General features: G+C 71.1%; 18 protein-coding genes. 3 read left to right on the top strand and 15 right to left on the bottom strand.

The genetic code is table 11. The annotated features are described in order from the left end of the window. Positions 1 to 1,430, bottom strand: a 1,430-nt coding sequence (gene glmS / locus ACZ56L_RS30205; RefSeq protein ID WP_471067541.1) for a glutamine--fructose-6-phosphate transaminase (isomerizing), incomplete at its 3' end; no start/stop codon positions are given. A gap of 101 nt (positions 1,431 to 1,531) precedes the next feature. After that, positions 1,532 to 2,335, bottom strand: coding sequence for a hypothetical protein (locus ACZ56L_RS30200; RefSeq protein WP_471067538.1), 804 nt, complete (start codon positions 2,333 to 2,335; stop codon positions 1,532 to 1,534). 283 nt (positions 2,336 to 2,618) lie between these two features. Here ACZ56L_RS30200 and coaA point away from each other — a divergent pair, with 283 nt between their 5' ends. Next, on the top strand, positions 2,619 to 3,605 hold the full coding sequence (gene coaA / locus ACZ56L_RS30195; protein ID WP_345228930.1) for a type I pantothenate kinase: 987 nt from the start codon (positions 2,619 to 2,621) through the stop codon (positions 3,603 to 3,605). A 74-nt stretch (positions 3,606 to 3,679) separates the two neighbouring features. Here coaA and glmM read toward each other — a convergent pair whose 3' ends face one another. From glmM to ACZ56L_RS30175, 4 genes are all read right to left on the bottom strand, one after another. Beyond that, complete coding sequence (glmM, locus tag ACZ56L_RS30190) at positions 3,680 to 5,038, bottom strand: phosphoglucosamine mutase (protein ID WP_345228931.1); 1,359 nt, start codon at positions 5,036 to 5,038, stop codon at positions 3,680 to 3,682. A 217-nt stretch (positions 5,039 to 5,255) separates the two neighbouring features. Continuing rightward, positions 5,256 to 5,780 carry a 30S ribosomal protein S9 gene (gene rpsI / locus ACZ56L_RS30185; protein ID WP_345228932.1) on the bottom strand — a complete coding sequence of 175 codons (525 nt, stop codon included), beginning with the start codon at positions 5,778 to 5,780 and terminating at the stop codon, positions 5,256 to 5,258. A gap of 44 nt (positions 5,781 to 5,824) precedes the next feature. Continuing rightward, positions 5,825 to 6,268 (bottom strand): 50S ribosomal protein L13, encoded by a 444-nt coding sequence (gene rplM, locus ACZ56L_RS30180; RefSeq protein ID WP_189821091.1) that lies wholly within the window; start codon positions 6,266 to 6,268, stop codon positions 5,825 to 5,827. A 296-nt stretch (positions 6,269 to 6,564) separates the two neighbouring features. Next, on the bottom strand, positions 6,565 to 8,184 hold the full coding sequence (locus tag ACZ56L_RS30175; protein WP_345228933.1) for an ABC-F family ATP-binding cassette domain-containing protein: 1,620 nt from the start codon (positions 8,182 to 8,184) through the stop codon (positions 6,565 to 6,567). A gap of 86 nt (positions 8,185 to 8,270) precedes the next feature. Between ACZ56L_RS30175 and ACZ56L_RS30170 the strand changes: the two genes are divergently transcribed. Together ACZ56L_RS30170 and ACZ56L_RS30165 are read left to right on the top strand one after the other, a co-directional pair. After that, positions 8,271 to 9,488, top strand: coding sequence for a hypothetical protein (locus ACZ56L_RS30170; protein ID WP_471067532.1), 1,218 nt, complete (start codon positions 8,271 to 8,273; stop codon positions 9,486 to 9,488). A gap of 132 nt (positions 9,489 to 9,620) precedes the next feature. Then, on the top strand, positions 9,621 to 10,850 hold the full coding sequence (locus ACZ56L_RS30165) for a hypothetical protein (RefSeq protein WP_471067529.1): 1,230 nt from the start codon (positions 9,621 to 9,623) through the stop codon (positions 10,848 to 10,850). Positions 10,851 to 10,874: 24 nt separating this feature from the next. On the opposite strand, the gene ACZ56L_RS30160 is transcribed toward ACZ56L_RS30165, so the two are convergent. From ACZ56L_RS30160 to map, 9 genes are all read right to left on the bottom strand, one after another. Beyond that, the gene (locus ACZ56L_RS30160; protein ID WP_471067526.1) at positions 10,875 to 11,666 is read right to left on the bottom strand and encodes an LppU/SCO3897 family protein; all 792 of its coding nucleotides are present in this window, start codon (positions 11,664 to 11,666) and stop codon (positions 10,875 to 10,877) included. A gap of 127 nt (positions 11,667 to 11,793) precedes the next feature. Continuing rightward, positions 11,794 to 12,675 (bottom strand): tRNA pseudouridine(38-40) synthase TruA, encoded by an 882-nt coding sequence (gene truA / locus ACZ56L_RS30155; protein ID WP_401756762.1) that lies wholly within the window; start codon positions 12,673 to 12,675, stop codon positions 11,794 to 11,796. A 111-nt stretch (positions 12,676 to 12,786) separates the two neighbouring features. Then, entirely contained in the window at positions 12,787 to 13,284 is a 498-nt protein-coding gene (gene rplQ / locus ACZ56L_RS30150) for a 50S ribosomal protein L17 (RefSeq protein ID WP_345228937.1), read from the bottom strand. A gap of 98 nt (positions 13,285 to 13,382) precedes the next feature. Beyond that, positions 13,383 to 14,405 carry a DNA-directed RNA polymerase subunit alpha gene (locus ACZ56L_RS30145; RefSeq protein WP_185028035.1) on the bottom strand — a complete coding sequence of 341 codons (1,023 nt, stop codon included), beginning with the start codon at positions 14,403 to 14,405 and terminating at the stop codon, positions 13,383 to 13,385. A gap of 182 nt (positions 14,406 to 14,587) precedes the next feature. Further along, positions 14,588 to 14,992: a 30S ribosomal protein S11 gene (gene rpsK, locus ACZ56L_RS30140; protein ID WP_003948617.1), complete on the bottom strand. Its 405-nt coding sequence runs from the start codon at positions 14,990 to 14,992 to the stop codon at positions 14,588 to 14,590. Between the two features lie 72 nt (positions 14,993 to 15,064). Then, positions 15,065 to 15,445: a 30S ribosomal protein S13 gene (gene rpsM / locus ACZ56L_RS30135; RefSeq protein ID WP_345228938.1), complete on the bottom strand. Its 381-nt coding sequence runs from the start codon at positions 15,443 to 15,445 to the stop codon at positions 15,065 to 15,067. 198 nt (positions 15,446 to 15,643) lie between these two features. Beyond that, complete coding sequence (gene rpmJ, locus ACZ56L_RS30130; protein WP_009740505.1) at positions 15,644 to 15,757, bottom strand: 50S ribosomal protein L36; 114 nt, start codon at positions 15,755 to 15,757, stop codon at positions 15,644 to 15,646. 58 nt (positions 15,758 to 15,815) lie between these two features. Beyond that, entirely contained in the window at positions 15,816 to 16,037 is a 222-nt protein-coding gene (infA, locus tag ACZ56L_RS30125; RefSeq protein ID WP_003956442.1) for a translation initiation factor IF-1, read from the bottom strand. Positions 16,038 to 16,225: 188 nt separating this feature from the next. Beyond that, complete coding sequence (map, locus tag ACZ56L_RS30120; protein ID WP_345229178.1) at positions 16,226 to 17,062, bottom strand: type I methionyl aminopeptidase; 837 nt, start codon at positions 17,060 to 17,062, stop codon at positions 16,226 to 16,228. Positions 17,063 to 17,138 lie beyond the last annotated feature (76 nt).

The following is a 17,138-nucleotide window of genomic DNA, read 5'->3' as shown; positions in this document are numbered from 1 at the left end:
CGGCCGAGGAAGAGCACGGTGTTCCGATCCGCCAGCGACCGGGCCAGCTCCCGCACGGGCTCCATCGTCGCGAGCACCTCCTGCACGGCCCCGGAAATCCCCGCCAACTCGCCCACCGCGTCCCGCACTTCGTGCCCCCGCGCGCTTCCCCGTACCTGCCCCAGGTACAGCGCCACCAGGTAGCAGGCCACCAACTGCGTCAGGAACGCCTTCGTCGAGGCGACCGCCACCTCCGGGCCCGCGTGGGTGTAGAGCACCGCGTCCGACTCCCGGGGAATCGTCGAGCCGTTCGTGTTGCAGATCGCGAGCACCTTCGCCCCCTGCTCCCGGGCGTGCCGCAGCGCCATCAGGGTGTCCATGGTCTCGCCGGACTGCGAGATCGCGATCACCAGCGTCCGCCCGTCCAGGATCGGGTCCCGGTAGCGGAACTCGCTCGCCAGTTCCGTCTCGCAGGGCAGCCCGGTCCAGTGCTCGACGGCGTACTTGGCGACCATGGCGGCGTGGAAGGCCGTTCCGCACCCCACCACGACGACCTTGTCGACCTCCCGCAGCACGGAAGCGGCGATCCGCACCTCGTCCAGGGTCAGCATTCCGTTGGCGTCGACGCGTCCCAGCAGCGTGTCCGCGACCGCCCTGGGCTGCTCGGCGATCTCCTTGAGCATGAAGTGGTCGTAGCCGCCCTTCTCGGCCGCCGACGCGTCCCAGTCCACGTGGTACACCCGTACGTCGGCGGGCGCGCCCGCGAAGTCGGTGACGGTGACGGAGTCCCGCCGCAGCTCCACCACCTGGTCCTGGCCCAGCTCGATCGCGGAGCGGGTGTGGGCGATGAACGCGGAGACGTCCGAGGCGAGGAAGGACTCGCCCTCGCCGACGCCCACCACGAGCGGGGAGTTGCGCCGCGCGCCCACCACCACGTCCGGCACGTCCGCGTGCACCGCGACGAGCGTGAACGCCCCCTCCAGCCGCCCGCACACCCGCCGCATCGCCTCCGCGAGGTCCCCGCGACCGTCCCCGGAGAAGCTCTCGGCCAGCAGGTGCGCCACCACCTCCGAGTCCGTCTCGGACGTCAGCTCCCGGCCCTGTGCGAGGAGTTCGGCCCGCAGTTCGGCGAAGTTCTCGATGATGCCGTTGTGCACGACCGCCACGCGTCCGGCGCCGTCCAGGTGCGGGTGCGCGTTCGCGTCCGTCGGCCCGCCGTGCGTCGCCCACCGGGTGTGCCCGATGCCCGTCCCGCCGGCCGGCAGCGGCCGCTCCGCCAGCTCCTTCTCCAGGTTGACCAGCTTTCCGGCCCTCTTCGCCGCCGCGAGCCCGCCGTCCGCGAGCACCGCGACCCCCGAGGAGTCGTACCCCCGGTACTCCAGCCTCTTCAGGCCCGCCATCACGACGTCCAGCGCCGACTGTCCACCGACGTATCCCACGATTCCGCACATAGGGGGCAGCGTATGCCGCGATCCGTCCCCGTCCCGGGACCCCGCGGGCACGAAAAAGAACCCCGCCCCGGCCCGAAGACCGGAACGGGGTCCGCGCTCCCTCAGCCCAGCTTCTTCACCTGCGCCGCGATCAGCGACGCCGGCTGCTCCTTCACCGTGCCGCCCAGGCTGATCGTGTAGAAGGTGGCCAGCGTGTTCCCCTTGCGCACGACCGCCAGCTTGGTGAGCACCTCGGTGCCGTCGGCCTTCATGGCGATCGTCCAGCCCTGTGCCTCGTCGCCGCCCGTCACCGCGTCCGGCGTGACCTTGGTGAAGGCGAGCTTCTCCCCGGCCTGCTCCCCGCCGAAGCCGCCCGCGCACGCCTCGGCGGCCTTGGCGTAGGCCGCGTAACCCTCCTGGGCGCCCTTGCCGTCGTACGAGGCCAGCACGTCGGCGGTGACCGGCTGGCTGAGCGCGTCCAGGCCCGCCTTGGCCTTGTCCTCGGCCGACGCGGTCGGGTCGACCTTCATCTTCTCGGGCTTCTGGACCGCCTTGCGCAGCACCTTGGCCGCGGGCTTGCCCACCGGGACGGCCGAGGCGGCGTCCAGCAGCGGCTTGCACTCCGGCTTGTCGGTCTTCACCGCGCCCGGCGGGACCTCGTCGGCCTTCGTGCCGTTCACCACCTGGTGCGTGGTGACGTCGCCCTGCGCGAGGGCGGCCTTCTCCAGCTCGGCCGCCGTCAGCGTCTTCGCCGCGGGCTCCTCGCCCTTGGCGGAGGCCCCGGCGGACGCGCCGGCCCCCTTCGCCGGGCTCTCGGCGCCCTTGTCCGCGCCGCAGGCGCCCAGCAGCAGGGTCAGCGAGGCCACGGAAGCGGTGGCCGCGACGGTACGGACGACGGCGGCACGGCGAGAAACGGTACGGCGCATGAAGGTGCTCCTCCGAGCAGGAAGGGTGACGGGAGCGAACAGCGTTCCTCCCGCGCACGGTTCGCCTCTCGAAAGGCCGCGCGGAATCTGTCGCGCTCAGGAATGTAAGGCACCGGCCGCCCCTTGGAACACCGAATTCCGCCTCCGTGCCCGCCGCCTGCCCGATCGTGACGTCCGCGCAACCCCGCCTCCCCCCAATCGATACGCGGCCCGCACGCCCCCACCCCTCACGTGACCCAGCCCACCCCCTCCATCCGGCGACATCCCCGCCCCACCCCCGACAATGGAGGGTGTGATCACTTCGCCGCCACGAAGCTCCCACCGCCGGGCCGAGTCCTCCCCGTACCTGGACCTCACCCGCGCCGAGTGGAGCGCCCTGCGCGAGAAGACGCCGCTGCCCCTCACCGCCGAGGAGGTCGAGCGGCTGCGCGGTCTGGGCGACGTCATCGACCTCGACGAGGTGCGCGACATCTACCTCCCGCTGTCCCGTCTGCTGAACCTGTACGTCGGAGCCACCGGCAACCTGCGCGGCGCCCTCAACACCTTCCTCGGCGAGAAGGGCGCCCAGCGCGGCACCCCCTTCGTCATAGGAGTGGCCGGAAGCGTCGCCGTCGGCAAGTCCACCGTCGCGCGCCTCCTCCAGGCCCTGCTGGCCCGCTGGCCGGAGCACCCCCGCGTGGAGCTGGTCACCACCGACGGCTTCCTGCACCCCATGCGGGAGCTGGAGAAGCGCGGCCTGACCGCCAGGAAGGGCTTCCCCGAGTCGTACGACCGCCGGGCCCTGACCCGCTTCGTCGCCGACGTGAAGGCCGGGAAGGACGAGGTCACCGCCCCCGTCTACTCCCACCTGATCTACGACATCGTGCCCGGCGAGCGCCTGACCGTGCACCGCCCGGACATCCTCATCGTCGAGGGCCTGAACGTCCTCCAGCCCGCCCTCCCCGGCAGCGACGGCCGCACCCGCGTCGCCCTCGCCGACTACTTCGACTTCTCGGTGTACGTCGACGCGCGCGAGGAGGACATCGAGCAGTGGTACCTCAACCGCTTCCGCAAGCTGCGCGCCACCGCCTTCCAGAACCCCTTCTCGTACTTCCGCAAGTACACCCAGGTCTCCGAGGAAGAGGCCCTCGACTACGCCCGCAACACCTGGCGCACCATCAACCGCCCCAACCTCCTGGAGAACGTCGCCCCCACCCGCGGCCGCGCCACCCTGGTCGTCCGCAAGGGCCCCGACCACAAGGTCCAGCGCCTCTCCCTGCGCAAGCTCTAGACACCGCGGTACGCGAGAGGGGCCCGGCCGGAATCGCTTCCGGCCGGGCCCCTCTCGCGTACCGCCCGAAACCCCTAGCCCAGCGCGGACTTGACCACGTCCGCCAGGCGGCCGGCGACGGCCTTCGCCTGCTCGATGTCGGCGGCCTCGACCATCACGCGCACCAGCGGCTCGGTGCCCGAGGGGCGCAGCAGCACCCGTCCCGTCGCGCCCAGCTCGCGCTCGGCGTCGGCGACGGCGGCGGCCAGCTCCGCGGACGTGCCCACCCGCGACTTGTCGACGTCGGGCACGTTGATGAGGATCTGCGGCAGCCGGTCCATGCACCCGGCGAGGTCCGCGAGGCGGCGGCCGGTGGCGGCGACGCGCGCGGCCAGCATCAGGCCGGTGAGCGTGCCGTCGCCGGTCGTCGCGTGGTCCAGGACGATGACGTGCCCGGACTGCTCGCCGCCCAGCGCGTACCCGTGCTCCTTCATCGACTCCAGCACGTAGCGGTCGCCGACCCCGGTCTGCACGACATCGATGCCTTCGCCCTCCATGGCCAGCTTGAAGCCGAGGTTCGACATCACGGTGCCGACGACGGTGTTCTTGCGCAGTTGGCCGGCCTCGCGCATGGCGAGCGCGAGCACGGCGAGGATCTGGTCGCCGTCGACCTCCTCGCCCCGGTGGTCCACGGCCAGGCAGCGGTCGGCGTCGCCGTCGTGCGCGACCCCGAGGTCGGCGCCGTGCTCGACGACGGCGGCGCGCAGGCGCTCCATGTGGGTGGAGCCGTAGCCGTCGTTGATGTTGAGGCCGTCCGGCTCGGCGCCGATGGTGACGATCTCGGCCCCGGCGCGCGCGAACGCCTCCGGGGAGACGCGGGAGGCCGCGCCGTGCGCCTCGTCCAGGACGACCTTCAGGCCGTCGAGACGGTTCGGCAGCACACCCATGAGGTGGGCGATGTACTTGTCGAAGCCCTCGTCGTAATCCGTCACCCGGCCGACGCCGGCACCCGTCGGGCGGTCCCAGGCCTCGCCGCCGCGGTGCTGCTCGTAGAGGTTCTCGATGCGCACCTCCAGCTCGTCCGCGAGCTTGTGGCCGCCGCGCGCGAAGAACTTGATGCCGTTGTCCGGCATCGCGTTGTGGCTGGCGGAGAGCATCACGCCGAGGTCGGCGCCCAGCGCACCGGTGAGATACGCCACCGCGGGGGTGGGCAGCACACCGACGCGCAGGACGTCCACGCCCGCGCTCGCCAGGCCCGCCACGACGGCGGCCTCCAGGAACTCTCCCGACGCCCGCGGGTCCCGTCCCACCACTGCCGTCGGCCGATGGCCCGCGAAAGTGCCCGCCTCGGCGAGCACGTGCGCGGCCGCGACCGACAGGCCGAGCGCGAGCTCCGCCGTCAGGTCCGCATTGGCCTCGCCGCGCACACCGTCCGTGCCGAAGAGTCGTCCCACAGCTGTCCTCCGAAATGCCGTCGTACGTCGAAAACGCGACCCGCAACAGGCTCTGAGCGTTTCGTGCCCGTTGTGCGCCCGAGAGAGTCCACTTAGCGTCAGAAAAGGGTTATAAGCCGAACTACACGAACGCCCCGGCGGCACGAGAGTGCCACCGGGGCGACCGGTGATGCCGTGATGCGGACGATCCGCGACAGCGGACCGCGCAGGCGCGTGGTTAGCGCTTGCTGTACTGCGGCGCCTTGCGGGCCTTCTTGAGACCGGCCTTCTTGCGCTCGACCGCACGGTCGTCACGCGACAGGAAGCCAGCCTTCTTCAGGATGGCGCGGTTGTTGTCGACGTCGGCCTCGTTCAGCGCACGGGCGACACCCAGACGGAGCGCACCGGCCTGGCCGGACACGCCGCCGCCCGAGATGCGGGCGATGACGTCGTAGCGGTCGTCCAGCTCGAGCACCTTGAAGGGCTCGTTGACTTCCTGCTGGTGGACCTTGTTCGGGAAGTAGTCCTCGAGCGTACGCCCGTTGATCTTCCACTTGCCGGTGCCCGGAACGATCCGGACGCGGGCGATGGCGTTCTTGCGACGGCCAAGGCCGGCGGCGGGCTGCGGGTCGCCGAAGCGGCCTGCGAGCGACTCGCTGGTGTACTCGCCCTCGACGGGAACCTCCGACTCGAAGGTGGTGACCTCCGCGAAGGTCTCCTCTTCGGTACCCTCGACGGGCGTCTCAACAGTGGTCTCGGCCACGATTCTCCTCAGATCTTTCTGTACGTCTTAGGGGGTGGCCGGAACTACTGCGCGACCTGGGTGATCTCGAACGGGACCGGCTGCTGAGCAGCGTGCGGGTGCGTGTCGCCCGCGTAGACCTTCAGCTTCGAGAGCATCTGACGGCCCAGGGTGTTCTTGGGGATCATGCCCTTGATGGCCTTCTCGACGGCCTTCTCCGGGCTCTTCTCCATGAGCTCGTCGTAGCGCATCGAGCGCAGACCGCCCGGGAAGCCCGAGTGGCGGTACGCCATCTTCTGGGTCTTCTTGTTGCCCGACAGGTGGATCTTGTCGGCGTTGATGATGATGACGAAGTCACCCATGTCCATGTGCGGGGCATAGGTCGGCTTGTGCTTGCCTCGCAGGAGGTTCGCTGCCGTGGTCGCCAGACGGCCCAGGACGATGTCCTGCGCGTCGATGATGTGCCACTGGCGAGTGACATCGCCGGGCTTGGGGCTGTACGTACGCACTTCGTAGCCTTCGCTTCTTCAGTGGATGGGATCCAGACACACCTGAAGCGATCATGCAGCTGGGGCCCACAACCGCCGGGACACTGCCCGTATGCGAGCCACTGGTAACTGCTCCAGGGAACCTACGCAGGGGCCCTTCGCGTGAAAACGCCTATGCCCATACGTATAACAACACCCGACACTACCCGCGCGCCCCCGCACGGGTCAAAACGCCCTCCCCGCCCCCCGGGCGGCGGGGCCGCCCCGCATCCCCCCGCCCTCTTGGGCGGCGGGGCCGCCCCGCACCTCCCGAGCGGTCAGCGCACCCGCTCCACCCTCCGCTCGTCCCACACCGGCTCCGCCGTCTCCCGGACCACCCCGTCCGCCCCGAACACCAGGTACCGGTCGAAGGACCTCGCGAACCACCGGTCGTGCGTGACCGCCAGCACGGTCCCCTCGTACGCCTCCAGCCCCTCCTGCAGGGCCTCCGCCGACTCCAGGTCCAGGTTGTCCGTCGGCTCGTCGAGCAGCAGCGCCGTCGTCCCCGCCAGTTCCAGCAGCAGAATCTGGAACCGCGCCTGCTGCCCGCCCGACAGCCGGTCGAAGCCCTGGTCGCCCTGCCCCTCCAGCTCGTACCGGCGCAGCACGGACATGGCCCCGCCCCGGTCCTTGGAGTGCTCGGCCCACAGAATGTCGACCAGGGTCCGGCCCATCAGCTCCGGATGCGCGTGCGTCTGCGCGAAGTGCCCGGCGACCACCCGCGCCCCCAGCTTCCAGGCCCCCGTGTGCGCGACGTCCTCGCCCGCCAGCAACCGCAGGAAGTGCGACTTCCCGGACCCGTTGGACCCGAGAACGGCCACCCGCTCCCCGTAGAAGACCTCCAGGTCGAAGGGCTTCATCAGCCCGGTCAGCTCAAGGCCCTCGCAGGTGAGCGCCCGCACCCCGGTCCGACCGCCCTTGAGCCGCATCCGGATGTCCTGCTTCCGCGGCGGCTCGGGCGGCGGCCCCGCCTCCTCGAACTTCCTGAACCGCGTCTGCATCGCGTGGTACCGGGACGCCATGTCCGGGCTGATCGCCGCCTGCCCGCGCAGCCTCAGCACCAGCGCCTTGAGCCGCGCGTGCTCCTCCTGCCACCGCCTCAGCAGCTCCTCGAACCGCGCGAACCGCTCCTTGCGGGCCTCGTGGTACGTGTCGAACCCGCCCCCGTGGATCCACACCTCCGACCCCGTCGGGCCGGGCTCCACACTCGCGATCTTCTCCGCCGCCCGCGACAGCAGCTCCCGGTCGTGGCTGACGAACAGAACCGTCTTCCGGGTCTCCTTGAGCTTCCCCTCGAGCCACCGCTTGCCGGGCACGTCCAGGTAGTTGTCCGGCTCGTCGAGCAGCAGCACCTCGTCGGGGCCCCGCAGCAGCGCCTCCAGCACGAGCCGCTTCTGCTCACCGCCGCTGAGCGTGCGCACCTCCCGCCACTGCGCCTTCTCGTACGGCACCCCGAGCGCGGCCGTGGTGCACATGTCCCAGACGGTCTCGGCCTCGTACCCCTGGACCTCCGCCCAGTCGCTCAACGCCTGGGCGTACGCCATCTGCGCGGCCTCGTCGTCCCGCTCCAGGATCGCCGTCTCGGCCTTGTCGACGGCGGCCGCGGCCTGCCGGATCCTGGGCTGCGCCACCGAGACCAGCAGGTCCCGGACCGTCCGCCCGTCCCGCACGGACCCCACGAACTGCCCCATCACCCCGAGCCCACCGCTGACGGTGACCGACCCCCCGTGGGCCTGGAGCTCCCCGGCGATGATCTTCAACAGCGTGGTCTTCCCGGCCCCGTTGGGCCCGACCAGGGCCACCACGGCCCCTTCCCCCACCCGGAACGAGACGTCACCGAGCAGCACCCGCCCGTCCGGAAGGTAGTACTCGACGTGTCCGACCTCAAGATGTCCCATACGGGCATTCTCGCCGCCCGCGCCTGTCCGCCCCAACCGCTTTACGCCCCCTCGCCGCGGGCGACGGGGTCATTAGGATGCGCCCCATGAGCATCGGGCATGGGGGACCCTCGGACGCCCCCGGGGCAAACCCCCCACACGGCACCCCCCAACCACCCACCCCCCAGCCCCACTTCACCCCACCCCCGCCCCCCGCGCCCTCCACCGGCCTCCCTCCGGCCGCCCCCTCCCCGGGCCGCGTCCCCGCCGGCCCCCTCCCGCCCCACGTCGCCGCCGCCTCCCCCTGGGCGGCACCCCCGCTCCCCGAGGGCGGAACGGGCGGGCAGGGCGGAACGAGCGGCCAAGGGGGACGGCCCCTCCCGCCGCCGGCCCCGCCCGGCGCCCCCCGCCCGGCCCCCGGCGTCCCCGTCCCGCACCACCCCTACAGCGGCCACCCGGCCCCACCCCTCACCTCCCAGGGCCCGGCCGCCCAGGTCACGCCCCTTCCGGCCCCGGCCCCCTCCCCCGACTGGTCCGCCCTCGCCGACGCCGCCGCCCGCGCCCGCCGCAAACGCCTCCTCGGCATCGGCGGCGGCGTCCTCGCCACCCTCACCGTCGCCGCCCTCGTCACCACCGCGATCGTCTCCTCCGGCACGGGTCCCGCCGACGGCAAGAACACCTCCCTGCCCTCACCCGAGTCCCTGCCCACCGGCCCCGGCGCCCCCTCCCCCTCCTTCTCGCCGGTCGCGCCCCCGCCCCCGCCGGACCCCAAGGACTTCATCTCCAGCGCCGACAAGGACAAGGCCCCGCTCAGCGCCGACACCCTCTTCCCCGGCGCCTCGCTCACCCTGGAGAACCGCACCTACCCCAAGGGCGCCACCCACCGCGTCACCGACTGCGCCTCGGGCGCCCAGGGCCGCCTGGGCGGCATCCTCAACGCCAACGGCTGCACCCAGCTCATCCGCGCCACCTTCACCAAGGGCGGCGCGGCCGTCACCGTCGGCGTGGCGGTCTTCCCCACCGAGGCCCAGGCCCTCAAGGCGAAGGCCCAGGTCAAGGACGGCGTCGCCTCCCTCCCCGGCTCCGGCGTCCCCACCTTCTGCCGCAACGGCACGATCTGCCGCAAGACCGCCAACTCCTACGGCCGCTACGCCTACTTCACCGTGGGCGGCTTCACGGACAACAAGCGCGACGTCACCACCGCGGACAAGAACGTCTTCGCCCTCGGCGACGACGCCGCGAAGTACACCTTCCTGCGCATCGTCGAACGCGGTCGCGCCCAGGCCTCCGCCGCGGCCGCCACCGGCACGACCGCCAGCGGCTGACGCCGCGCCGCCCGCCCGGGGCGCGTGACGATGCCGTACCGGCCCCGGCCCGCCCCTGGCAACCCCTCCGCCCCCTGACTACCCTGGCGCCGGGCCGCACTCGGGCCTGACGCCAACGGGGAGCTGGAGCACATGAGCACGGGCAAGAACGAAGAACAGCGCACCCGGGACACCCCTGCCCCACCCAAGGTGCCGGCCCCCGCCCCCTCCGCCACCACCGAGCCCACCCCCTCGGACGGCTCGGACGGCTCGGACGCCCCGGACACCGCGCCCACCCCCACCGGCCCCGCCGAGCCCCGCCCCGCCCGGCTCACCAAGCGGCCCGACGACACCCGCCGCCCCCTGCCCACCCGCCCCCCGCGCTCGGAGAACACCCGCCACCCCGGCACCCGCACACCGGAAACCACCCGCACGCCGGAAACCACCCGCACACCGGAAACCACCGCCACACCGGAAACCCCCCGCCGGCCCGCCCCCGGCAAGACCCCGCCACCCCCGGCCCCCGAGCCGAAGACCCCCGTCCCGGCCTCTCCCGGCCCCGGCACCGCCGAGCCCGCCACCGCCACACCCCGCCGCAGCTGGCCGCAGGCCGTCCCGCACCAGCAGTCCCCGGCCGCCCCCCAGCCGCCCCCGCCGACGGCCCGCCCGGTCCCCGCCGCCCGCCCGGCCCCGGCCGGCCGCTCCACCCCCGCACCGGCGTCCCGCCCCGCCCCCGCACCCCGCCGCGCGGCGGCCTCCGCCTCCCCCCGGACGCCGGGACCGTCCTCCGCCCCCGGCCGGGCGCGGGCCCACACCCCGTACCCCGGCACCAGCACGGCCACCGGGCGCTACAGCCAGCACCGCCAGCAGCCCGACGACGCCCCCGAGCCCATACCGGCCTCCCCCGGAACCCCGGAAGACCGCAGCGCCCCGCACCGCGCCCGCGCCACCGGCTTCGCCACCGGCGTCCTGCACGCTCTCGGCTTCACCCTGCTCACCGTGTACGAATACTTCCGGACCTCCGTGCAGTCCCTCACCGAGGTGCAGCGCGCCGCGGGCGGCTCCGCCGGCCTGCGCGAGATAGCCGACCTGCAGGCCGAACTGGTGCAGCAGAGCTGGTACGGCGTCCTCAGCGACGTCGTCGGCGCCCTCACCTTCGGCCAGCCCCGCGCCGCCCTGTGGACCGCGGTCTTCCTGGCCGTCCTGGTCCGCCTCAACCAGCACGGCCCCGCCCGCGTCCAGCTCGGCCTCTCCGTCCTGGCCGCCGGCTACTGCGCGCTGATCGCCCTGCTCTGGTTCCCGTTCCTCTACGCGCTCGGCAGCATCACCTTCGTCGCCCTGGCCGCGACCGGCGCCGTCCTCTGGGCGGCCACCCGCCGCTGACGGCTCCCTCCCCCCCCGGTCGCCTCAGCCCCGGTAGACCATCGTGCACAGCAGGGTCTCGTCGCCCTTGACCCTCCAGAACCAGTAGAAGGTCCTGTCGTCCAGGGCCCGGCTGCACCCGGTCCGCCCGGTCCCCGGCCCGTACACCCCGGTGATGTGCAGGACCGTGTCGTAGGGCTTGGTGAGCTTCTTCGCCTTGCAGTCGACCGCGGTCATCGACCCGAGCCGCATGGTCGCCCCCGCCGCTCCGGTGCCCTTCTCCGCGAGCACGCAGTACCCGGCCTTGTACTGCCGGGTCAGGCACAGCACCCGCTTGCCCTTGTCCGACCGGTGCACCACGTACGACAGTCCGTCCCCCGAGGGGCAGGCGCTCCACCCGGTCCGCACCGCGCTGACCCGGGTCAGCCCCGCGTCCCCGCCGCAGCCGACCTTCTGGGGTATGCGGGTGTTCCACCCGCCGCCGGTGTCGAAGAGCGCCAGGCAGTCCCCGGCACGGACGGCCGCGAAGGCCTCCCCGATCGCCGCCCGGTCCGCCGCCCGCTCCTGCGCACCGTCCCCCGTACCGTCGCCGGCGCCGTCCCCGGAGGTCGTGCCGCCCCCCGTGCTCCCGGGCACCGGCCCGCCCCCCTTGGCCGCGTCGGGCGCCCCCTTCGGCGCGTCCTCGCCGGACTTCTCCGGCACGCCCAAGGACACCCCGGCCGCCTGCGACGGCCGGTCGTCGCCGTCCCCGGCCAGGACCCGCGGCACCACCAGCGCCGCGAACAGCGCCACTGCCACCAGCAGCACCCACACCCCGCTCTTCTTCGCCCCCGTCATCGCAGCCCCCGTACATCAGCCGAGTGGATGTCTGAAAACACCTTCGCACAGCCCACTGACAACGGGACCGGACAAGCCACGACAAGCTCCCTCATCATCAAGGGCCCCTCACGACCCCCGACCCGCATCAGCAACAACCGTCCCCGCTCTCCCCACCACCAGCCGCGCTCCCCGGCAGCGTCCGCACGTTCCGTGCCTCCACCGCCCGCGCCGCGAGCAGCTCGTCCGCCGGATACGCCACCTCCTCCAGCGTGAGCCCGTGCGCCTTCACCACGTGCACCGCCGAGTCCCGCACCCGCGCCGCCAGCACCTTCGCCGGCCACTCCACGTCCCGGTGCCCGTCCCCGACGTACAGCAGCGCGCCCACCAGCGAGCGCACCATGTTGTGGCAGAAGGCGTCGGCCCGCACGGTCCCGGTGACGACCCCGTCCGCCCCCCGCTCCCACCACAGCTCCTGGAGCGTCCGGATGGTCGTCGCCCCTTCCCGCTTCTTGCAGTACGCCGCGAAGTCGTGCTCCCCGACCAGCAGGGCGGCCGCCGCGTTCATCTTCTCGACGTCCAACTCCCAGTCGTGCCACAGCACATGACTGCGGATCAGCGGATCGACGCCGCCCGGATGGTCCGTCACCCGGTACTGGTACCTGCGCCAGATCGCCGAGAACCGCGCGTTGAACCCCTCCGGCGCCCGGGCCGCCTTCCACACCCGTACGTCATGGGGGAGCCGCCCCGCGAGCCGCCGCAGCAGCTTCTCCTCGTGCTCCGCCCACACCTCCCGCGGCAGGTCCACGTGCGCCACCTGCCCGCGCGCGTGCACCCCGGCATCCGTCCGCCCGGCCACCGTCAGGTCGAAGTTCGTCGGCGACCGCGTCACCGTCCGCAGCGCCGCCTCGATCTCCCCCTGCACGGTCCGCCGCCCGCTGGGCTGCTTCGCCCATCCGGAGAAGTCCTTGCCGTCGTACGAGAGGTCCAGCCTCACCCGTACGAACCCGTCCGCCACCTCGTCAGCCACAACCAACCTCCACGCTCGCCACGAAAACCGTCCCCCGTCCCGCCACCGCACAGCAGAACGGGCCCGCCCCCAGAAAGACTGGGAACGGGCCCGTTCACGTACTACCAGGTACTACTTGGACTCGTCGCCCTCGGGCTTCGCGTCCTCGACGACCTCGGCCTGCTCGGCCTTGGCGGTCTCCTCCGTGGAGGACTCCTTCACGGCGCGCTTCGTGGCGGCCTCGGCCTCGCCCACAGCGTTCTGCTGCACGGTGAGGGCCTCGACCAGCTCGATCACGGCCATCGGGGCGTTGTCGCCACGACGGTTGCCGATCTTGGTGATGCGCGTGTAACCACCGGGGCGGTTCTCGTAGCGCGGGGCGATCTCGGTGAAGAGCGTGTGGACGACGCTCTTGTCCGTGATCGTCTGGAGCACCAGGCGACGGTTGTGGATGTCGCCCTTCTTCGCCTTGGTGACGAGACGCTCGGCGACGGGGCGCAGACGGCGGGCCTTGGCCTCGGTCGTCGTGATGCGGCCGTGCTCGAAGAGCGACTTCGCGAGGTTCGCGAGGAGCAGCTTCTCGTGCGCGGCGCTGCCGCCCAGACGGGCACCCTTGGCGGGACGCGGCATGGTGTTTCTCCTTGTGATCTGCACCGGCCGTATCAGGTACCGGTGTCAGTTACCGAGGGGCTACTGCCCCACGGAAGATTTCAGCGAGTCGCGAGGACTCAGTACTGCTCGGTCTCCACGAAACCGGCGTCCGCGTCGTCGTCGGCGCCGAAGGCGTCGGCGGCGGCGGTCGGGTCGAACCCGGGGGGCGAGTCCTTGAGGGCCAGGCCCATGCCGTTGAGCTTCATCTTGACCTCGTCGATCGACTTCGCACCGAAGTTGCGGATGTCGAGCAGGTCCGCCTCGGAGCGGGCCACGAGCTCGCCCACCGAGTGGATGCCCTCGCGCTTGAGGCAGTTGTACGACCGAACGGTGAGCTCCAGCTCCTCGATCGGCAGCGCCAGGTCGGCGGCCAGGGCGGCGTCCGTGGGGGACGGGCCCATGTCGATGCCCTCGGCGTCGATGTTGAGCTCGCGCGCCAGGCCGAACAGCTCGACCAGGGTCTTGCCGGCGGACGCCATGGCGTCACGCGGGCGCATGGCCTGCTTGGTCTCGACGTCGACGATCAGCTTGTCGAAGTCGGTGCGCTGCTCGACACGGGTCGCCTCGACCTTGTACGTGACCTTGAGCACCGGGGAGTAGATGGAGTCGACCGGAATACGGCCGATCTCCTGGCCCACCTGCTTGTTCTGGACGGCGGAGACGTAGCCGCGACCGCGCTCGACGGTCAGCTCCATCTCCAGCTTGCCCTTGCCGTTGAGCGTGGCGAGGACCAGGTCCGGGTTGTGCACCTCGACACCGGCCGGGGGCGCGATGTCGGCGGCGGTGACCAGGCCGGGGCCCTGCTTGCGCAGGTACATCACGACGGGCTCGTCGTGCTCCGAGGAGACGACGAGCTGCTTGATGTTGAGGATGAGGTCGGTGACGTCCTCCTTGACGCCCGGCACGGTGGTGAACTCGTGCAGGACGCCGTCGATCCGGATGCTGGTGACAGCGGCACCCGGGATGGACGACAGGAGGGTACGACGCAGGGAGTTGCCGAGCGTGTAACCGAAGCCGGGCTCCAGCGGCTCGATGACGAACCGGGAGCGGTACTCGTCGACGACCTCTTCGGTCAGCGACGGGCGCTGAGCAATAAGCATGGGGTTCCTTTGTTCTTGGCGCCCACTATTTGACGCCAACTATCACAAGGGTACGGGCGGTACGGCCCCGAGGAGCCGTACCGCCCGAAACGCGAGGCGAGCGCCGTACGGAGGTCGGTCTCCGCACGGCCACTCACGACACGAGGTATTGCAGACACGACGCCCGACGAGCGGGCGACGGATCAGACGCGGCGACGCTTCGGCGGACGGCAGCCGTTGTGCGGCGTCGGGGTGACGTCCTGGATCGAACCGACCTCGAGGCCCGTGGCCTGGAGGGAGCGGATCGCGGTCTCACGGCCGGAGCCGGGACCCTTGACGAAGACGTCGACCTTGCGCATGCCGTGCTCCTGCGCGCGACGGGCGGCCGACTCGGCGGCCATCTGCGCGGCGAAGGGGGTGGACTTGCGCGAGCCCTTGAAGCCCACGTGGCCGGCGGAGGCCCACGAGATCACGTTGCCGGTCGGGTCCGTGATGGACACGATCGTGTTGTTGAACGTGCTCTTGATGTGCGCGTGGCCGTGAGCGACGTTCTTCTTTTCCTTGCGGCGCACCTTCTTGGCAGCGCCCTGACGTCCCTTGGGGGGCATGTCTTACTCCAGATGGAGAGGGAGGTGATCGGTCCTACAGCGAAGACCGCTTGATAAGCGTCCGGCTGAGGACTACTTCTTGCCCGGCTTCTTCTTACCGGCGATCGCGCGACGCGGGCCCTTGCGGGTACGAGCGTTCGTGCTGGTGCGCTGGCCGTGGACCGGCAGGCCGCGACGGTGACGCAGACCCTGGTAGCAGCCGATCTCGACCTTGCGGCGGATGTCGGCCTGGATCTCGCGACGGAGGTCACCCTCGGTCTTGAGGTTGGCGTCCACGTACTCGCGGATCTTGACCAGGTCCTCTTCGGCCAGGTCGCGAACGCGGGTGTTCGGGTTCACACCGGTGGCGGCGAGGGTTTCCTTCGCCAGGGTGCGGCCGATGCCGAAGACGTAGGTGAGGGCGATCTCCACACGCTTTTCGCGCGGGATGTCAACACCTGAAACGCGTGCCATTCAATGGCTCCAGTTGTTAGTTCGGGGGTCTTCCACAGAGCCGCTCCCGACCGCCGACCCCACGGTGGTGAGGTGGTACGTCCGGGTCCCCGGCCCCCGCCGGAGGTGCCGCCGGCCTCGCTGGACCGGTCGTGCTCTGCGTATGTACGAATTGCTTGCGTCGCGCGAAGAACTGCGAGATGCAGGAAAGGTCGTGCGTCAGCCCTGGCGCTGCTTGTGGCGCAGGTTTTCGCAGATGACCATGACCCGGCCGTGACGGCGGATCACCTTGCACTTGTCGCAGATCTTCTTGACGCTCGGCTTGACCTTCATGGGATGTCAGGTTCTCCGGGTCAGTGCCACTCGCCCCCCGGAAGGGGCGCGGCAAGATCTACTTGTACCGGTAGACGATCCGGCCGCGCGTCAGGTCGTACGGAGACAGCTCCACGACGACCCGGTCATCCGGGAGGATGCGGATGTAGTGCATACGCATCTTGCCGCTGATGTGCGCGAGGACTTTGTGACCGTTCTGCAGTTCCACCTTGAACATTGCGTTCGGGAGGGACTCGATCACGGTGCCCTCGATTTCGATGGCACCTTGCTTCTTGGCCACGCTTCGCCCTTCGAATCGGCTACCTTGATCGACTCTTGCACTGTGTATGCAGGCATACGGATGCACGCGAGCCGACGAGTCAGTCTACGTCAGGCCACCCGAAAAGACGAATCCGTCAAGTTTGCCCAACACTGATGATCGTTATGCGGCATTCACCCCGGCGGGGAGAACCCGCCGGAAGTAATCCGTCACGCCAGCGGGTCCGGCGCCGCCGTGATGCCGTACTCCGCGAGCTTCGCCTTGCCGCCGTCGACCGCGGTCAGCACCAGCGGGCCGTTCTCGGTGAGGGCGATGGAGTGCTCCCAGTGCGAGGACCAGGTGCCGTCGGTCGTGATGACCGTCCAGTCGTCGGCGAGCACCTCGGTCTGCGCGGTGCCGAGCGAGACCATGGGCTCGATCGCCAGGCACACGCCCGGGACCAGCTTGATGCCCTTGCCGCGCTTGCGCGTGACGTAGTTGAGCAGGTGCGGGTCCATGTGCATCTCGGAGCCGATGCCGTGCCCGCCGTAATCCTCGATGATCCCGTATTTCCCGGTGGCCGGACGAGGCTGGCGGCGGATGTAGCCCTCGATGGCCTTGGAGATGTCGACCAGCCGGTTGCCGTTCCTCATCGCGGCGATGCCGGCCCACATCGACTCCTCGGTCACCCGGGAGAGCTCCAGCAGCTCCGGCGCGTGGCCCGAGCCGACGAAGGCGGTGTAGGCCGCGTCGCCGTGCCAGCCCTCGACGATGGCGCCGCAGTCGACGGAGATGATGTCGCCGTCCTTGAGGACGGTCTTCTCGTCCGGGATGCCGTGGACGACGACCTCGTTGACCGAGGTGCAGATGGTGGCGGGGAAGCCGCCGTACCCGAGGAAGTTCGACTTCGCGCCGTGCTCGGCGAGCACCTCGCGGGCGACCGCGTCGAGGTCCTTGGTGCTGGCGCCGGGGACGGCCGCCTCGCGGGTGGCCGCGTGAATGGCGGCGACGACCAGGCCCGCCTCACGCATCTTCGCGATCTGCTCGGGAGTCTTGATCTCCACCATGGGTGTGCCTTCCACGCTCGTGTGTCTTCGGTTCAACAGTAAGGCCGCGGTGTCTGTGGGACACCGCGGCCTTCCG

This window comes from Streptomyces sp. NPDC039736, from assembly GCF_055596485.1.
The sequence above is the reverse complement of the archived record's forward strand: the minus strand, read 5'-3'. Positions and strand labels throughout refer to the sequence as shown.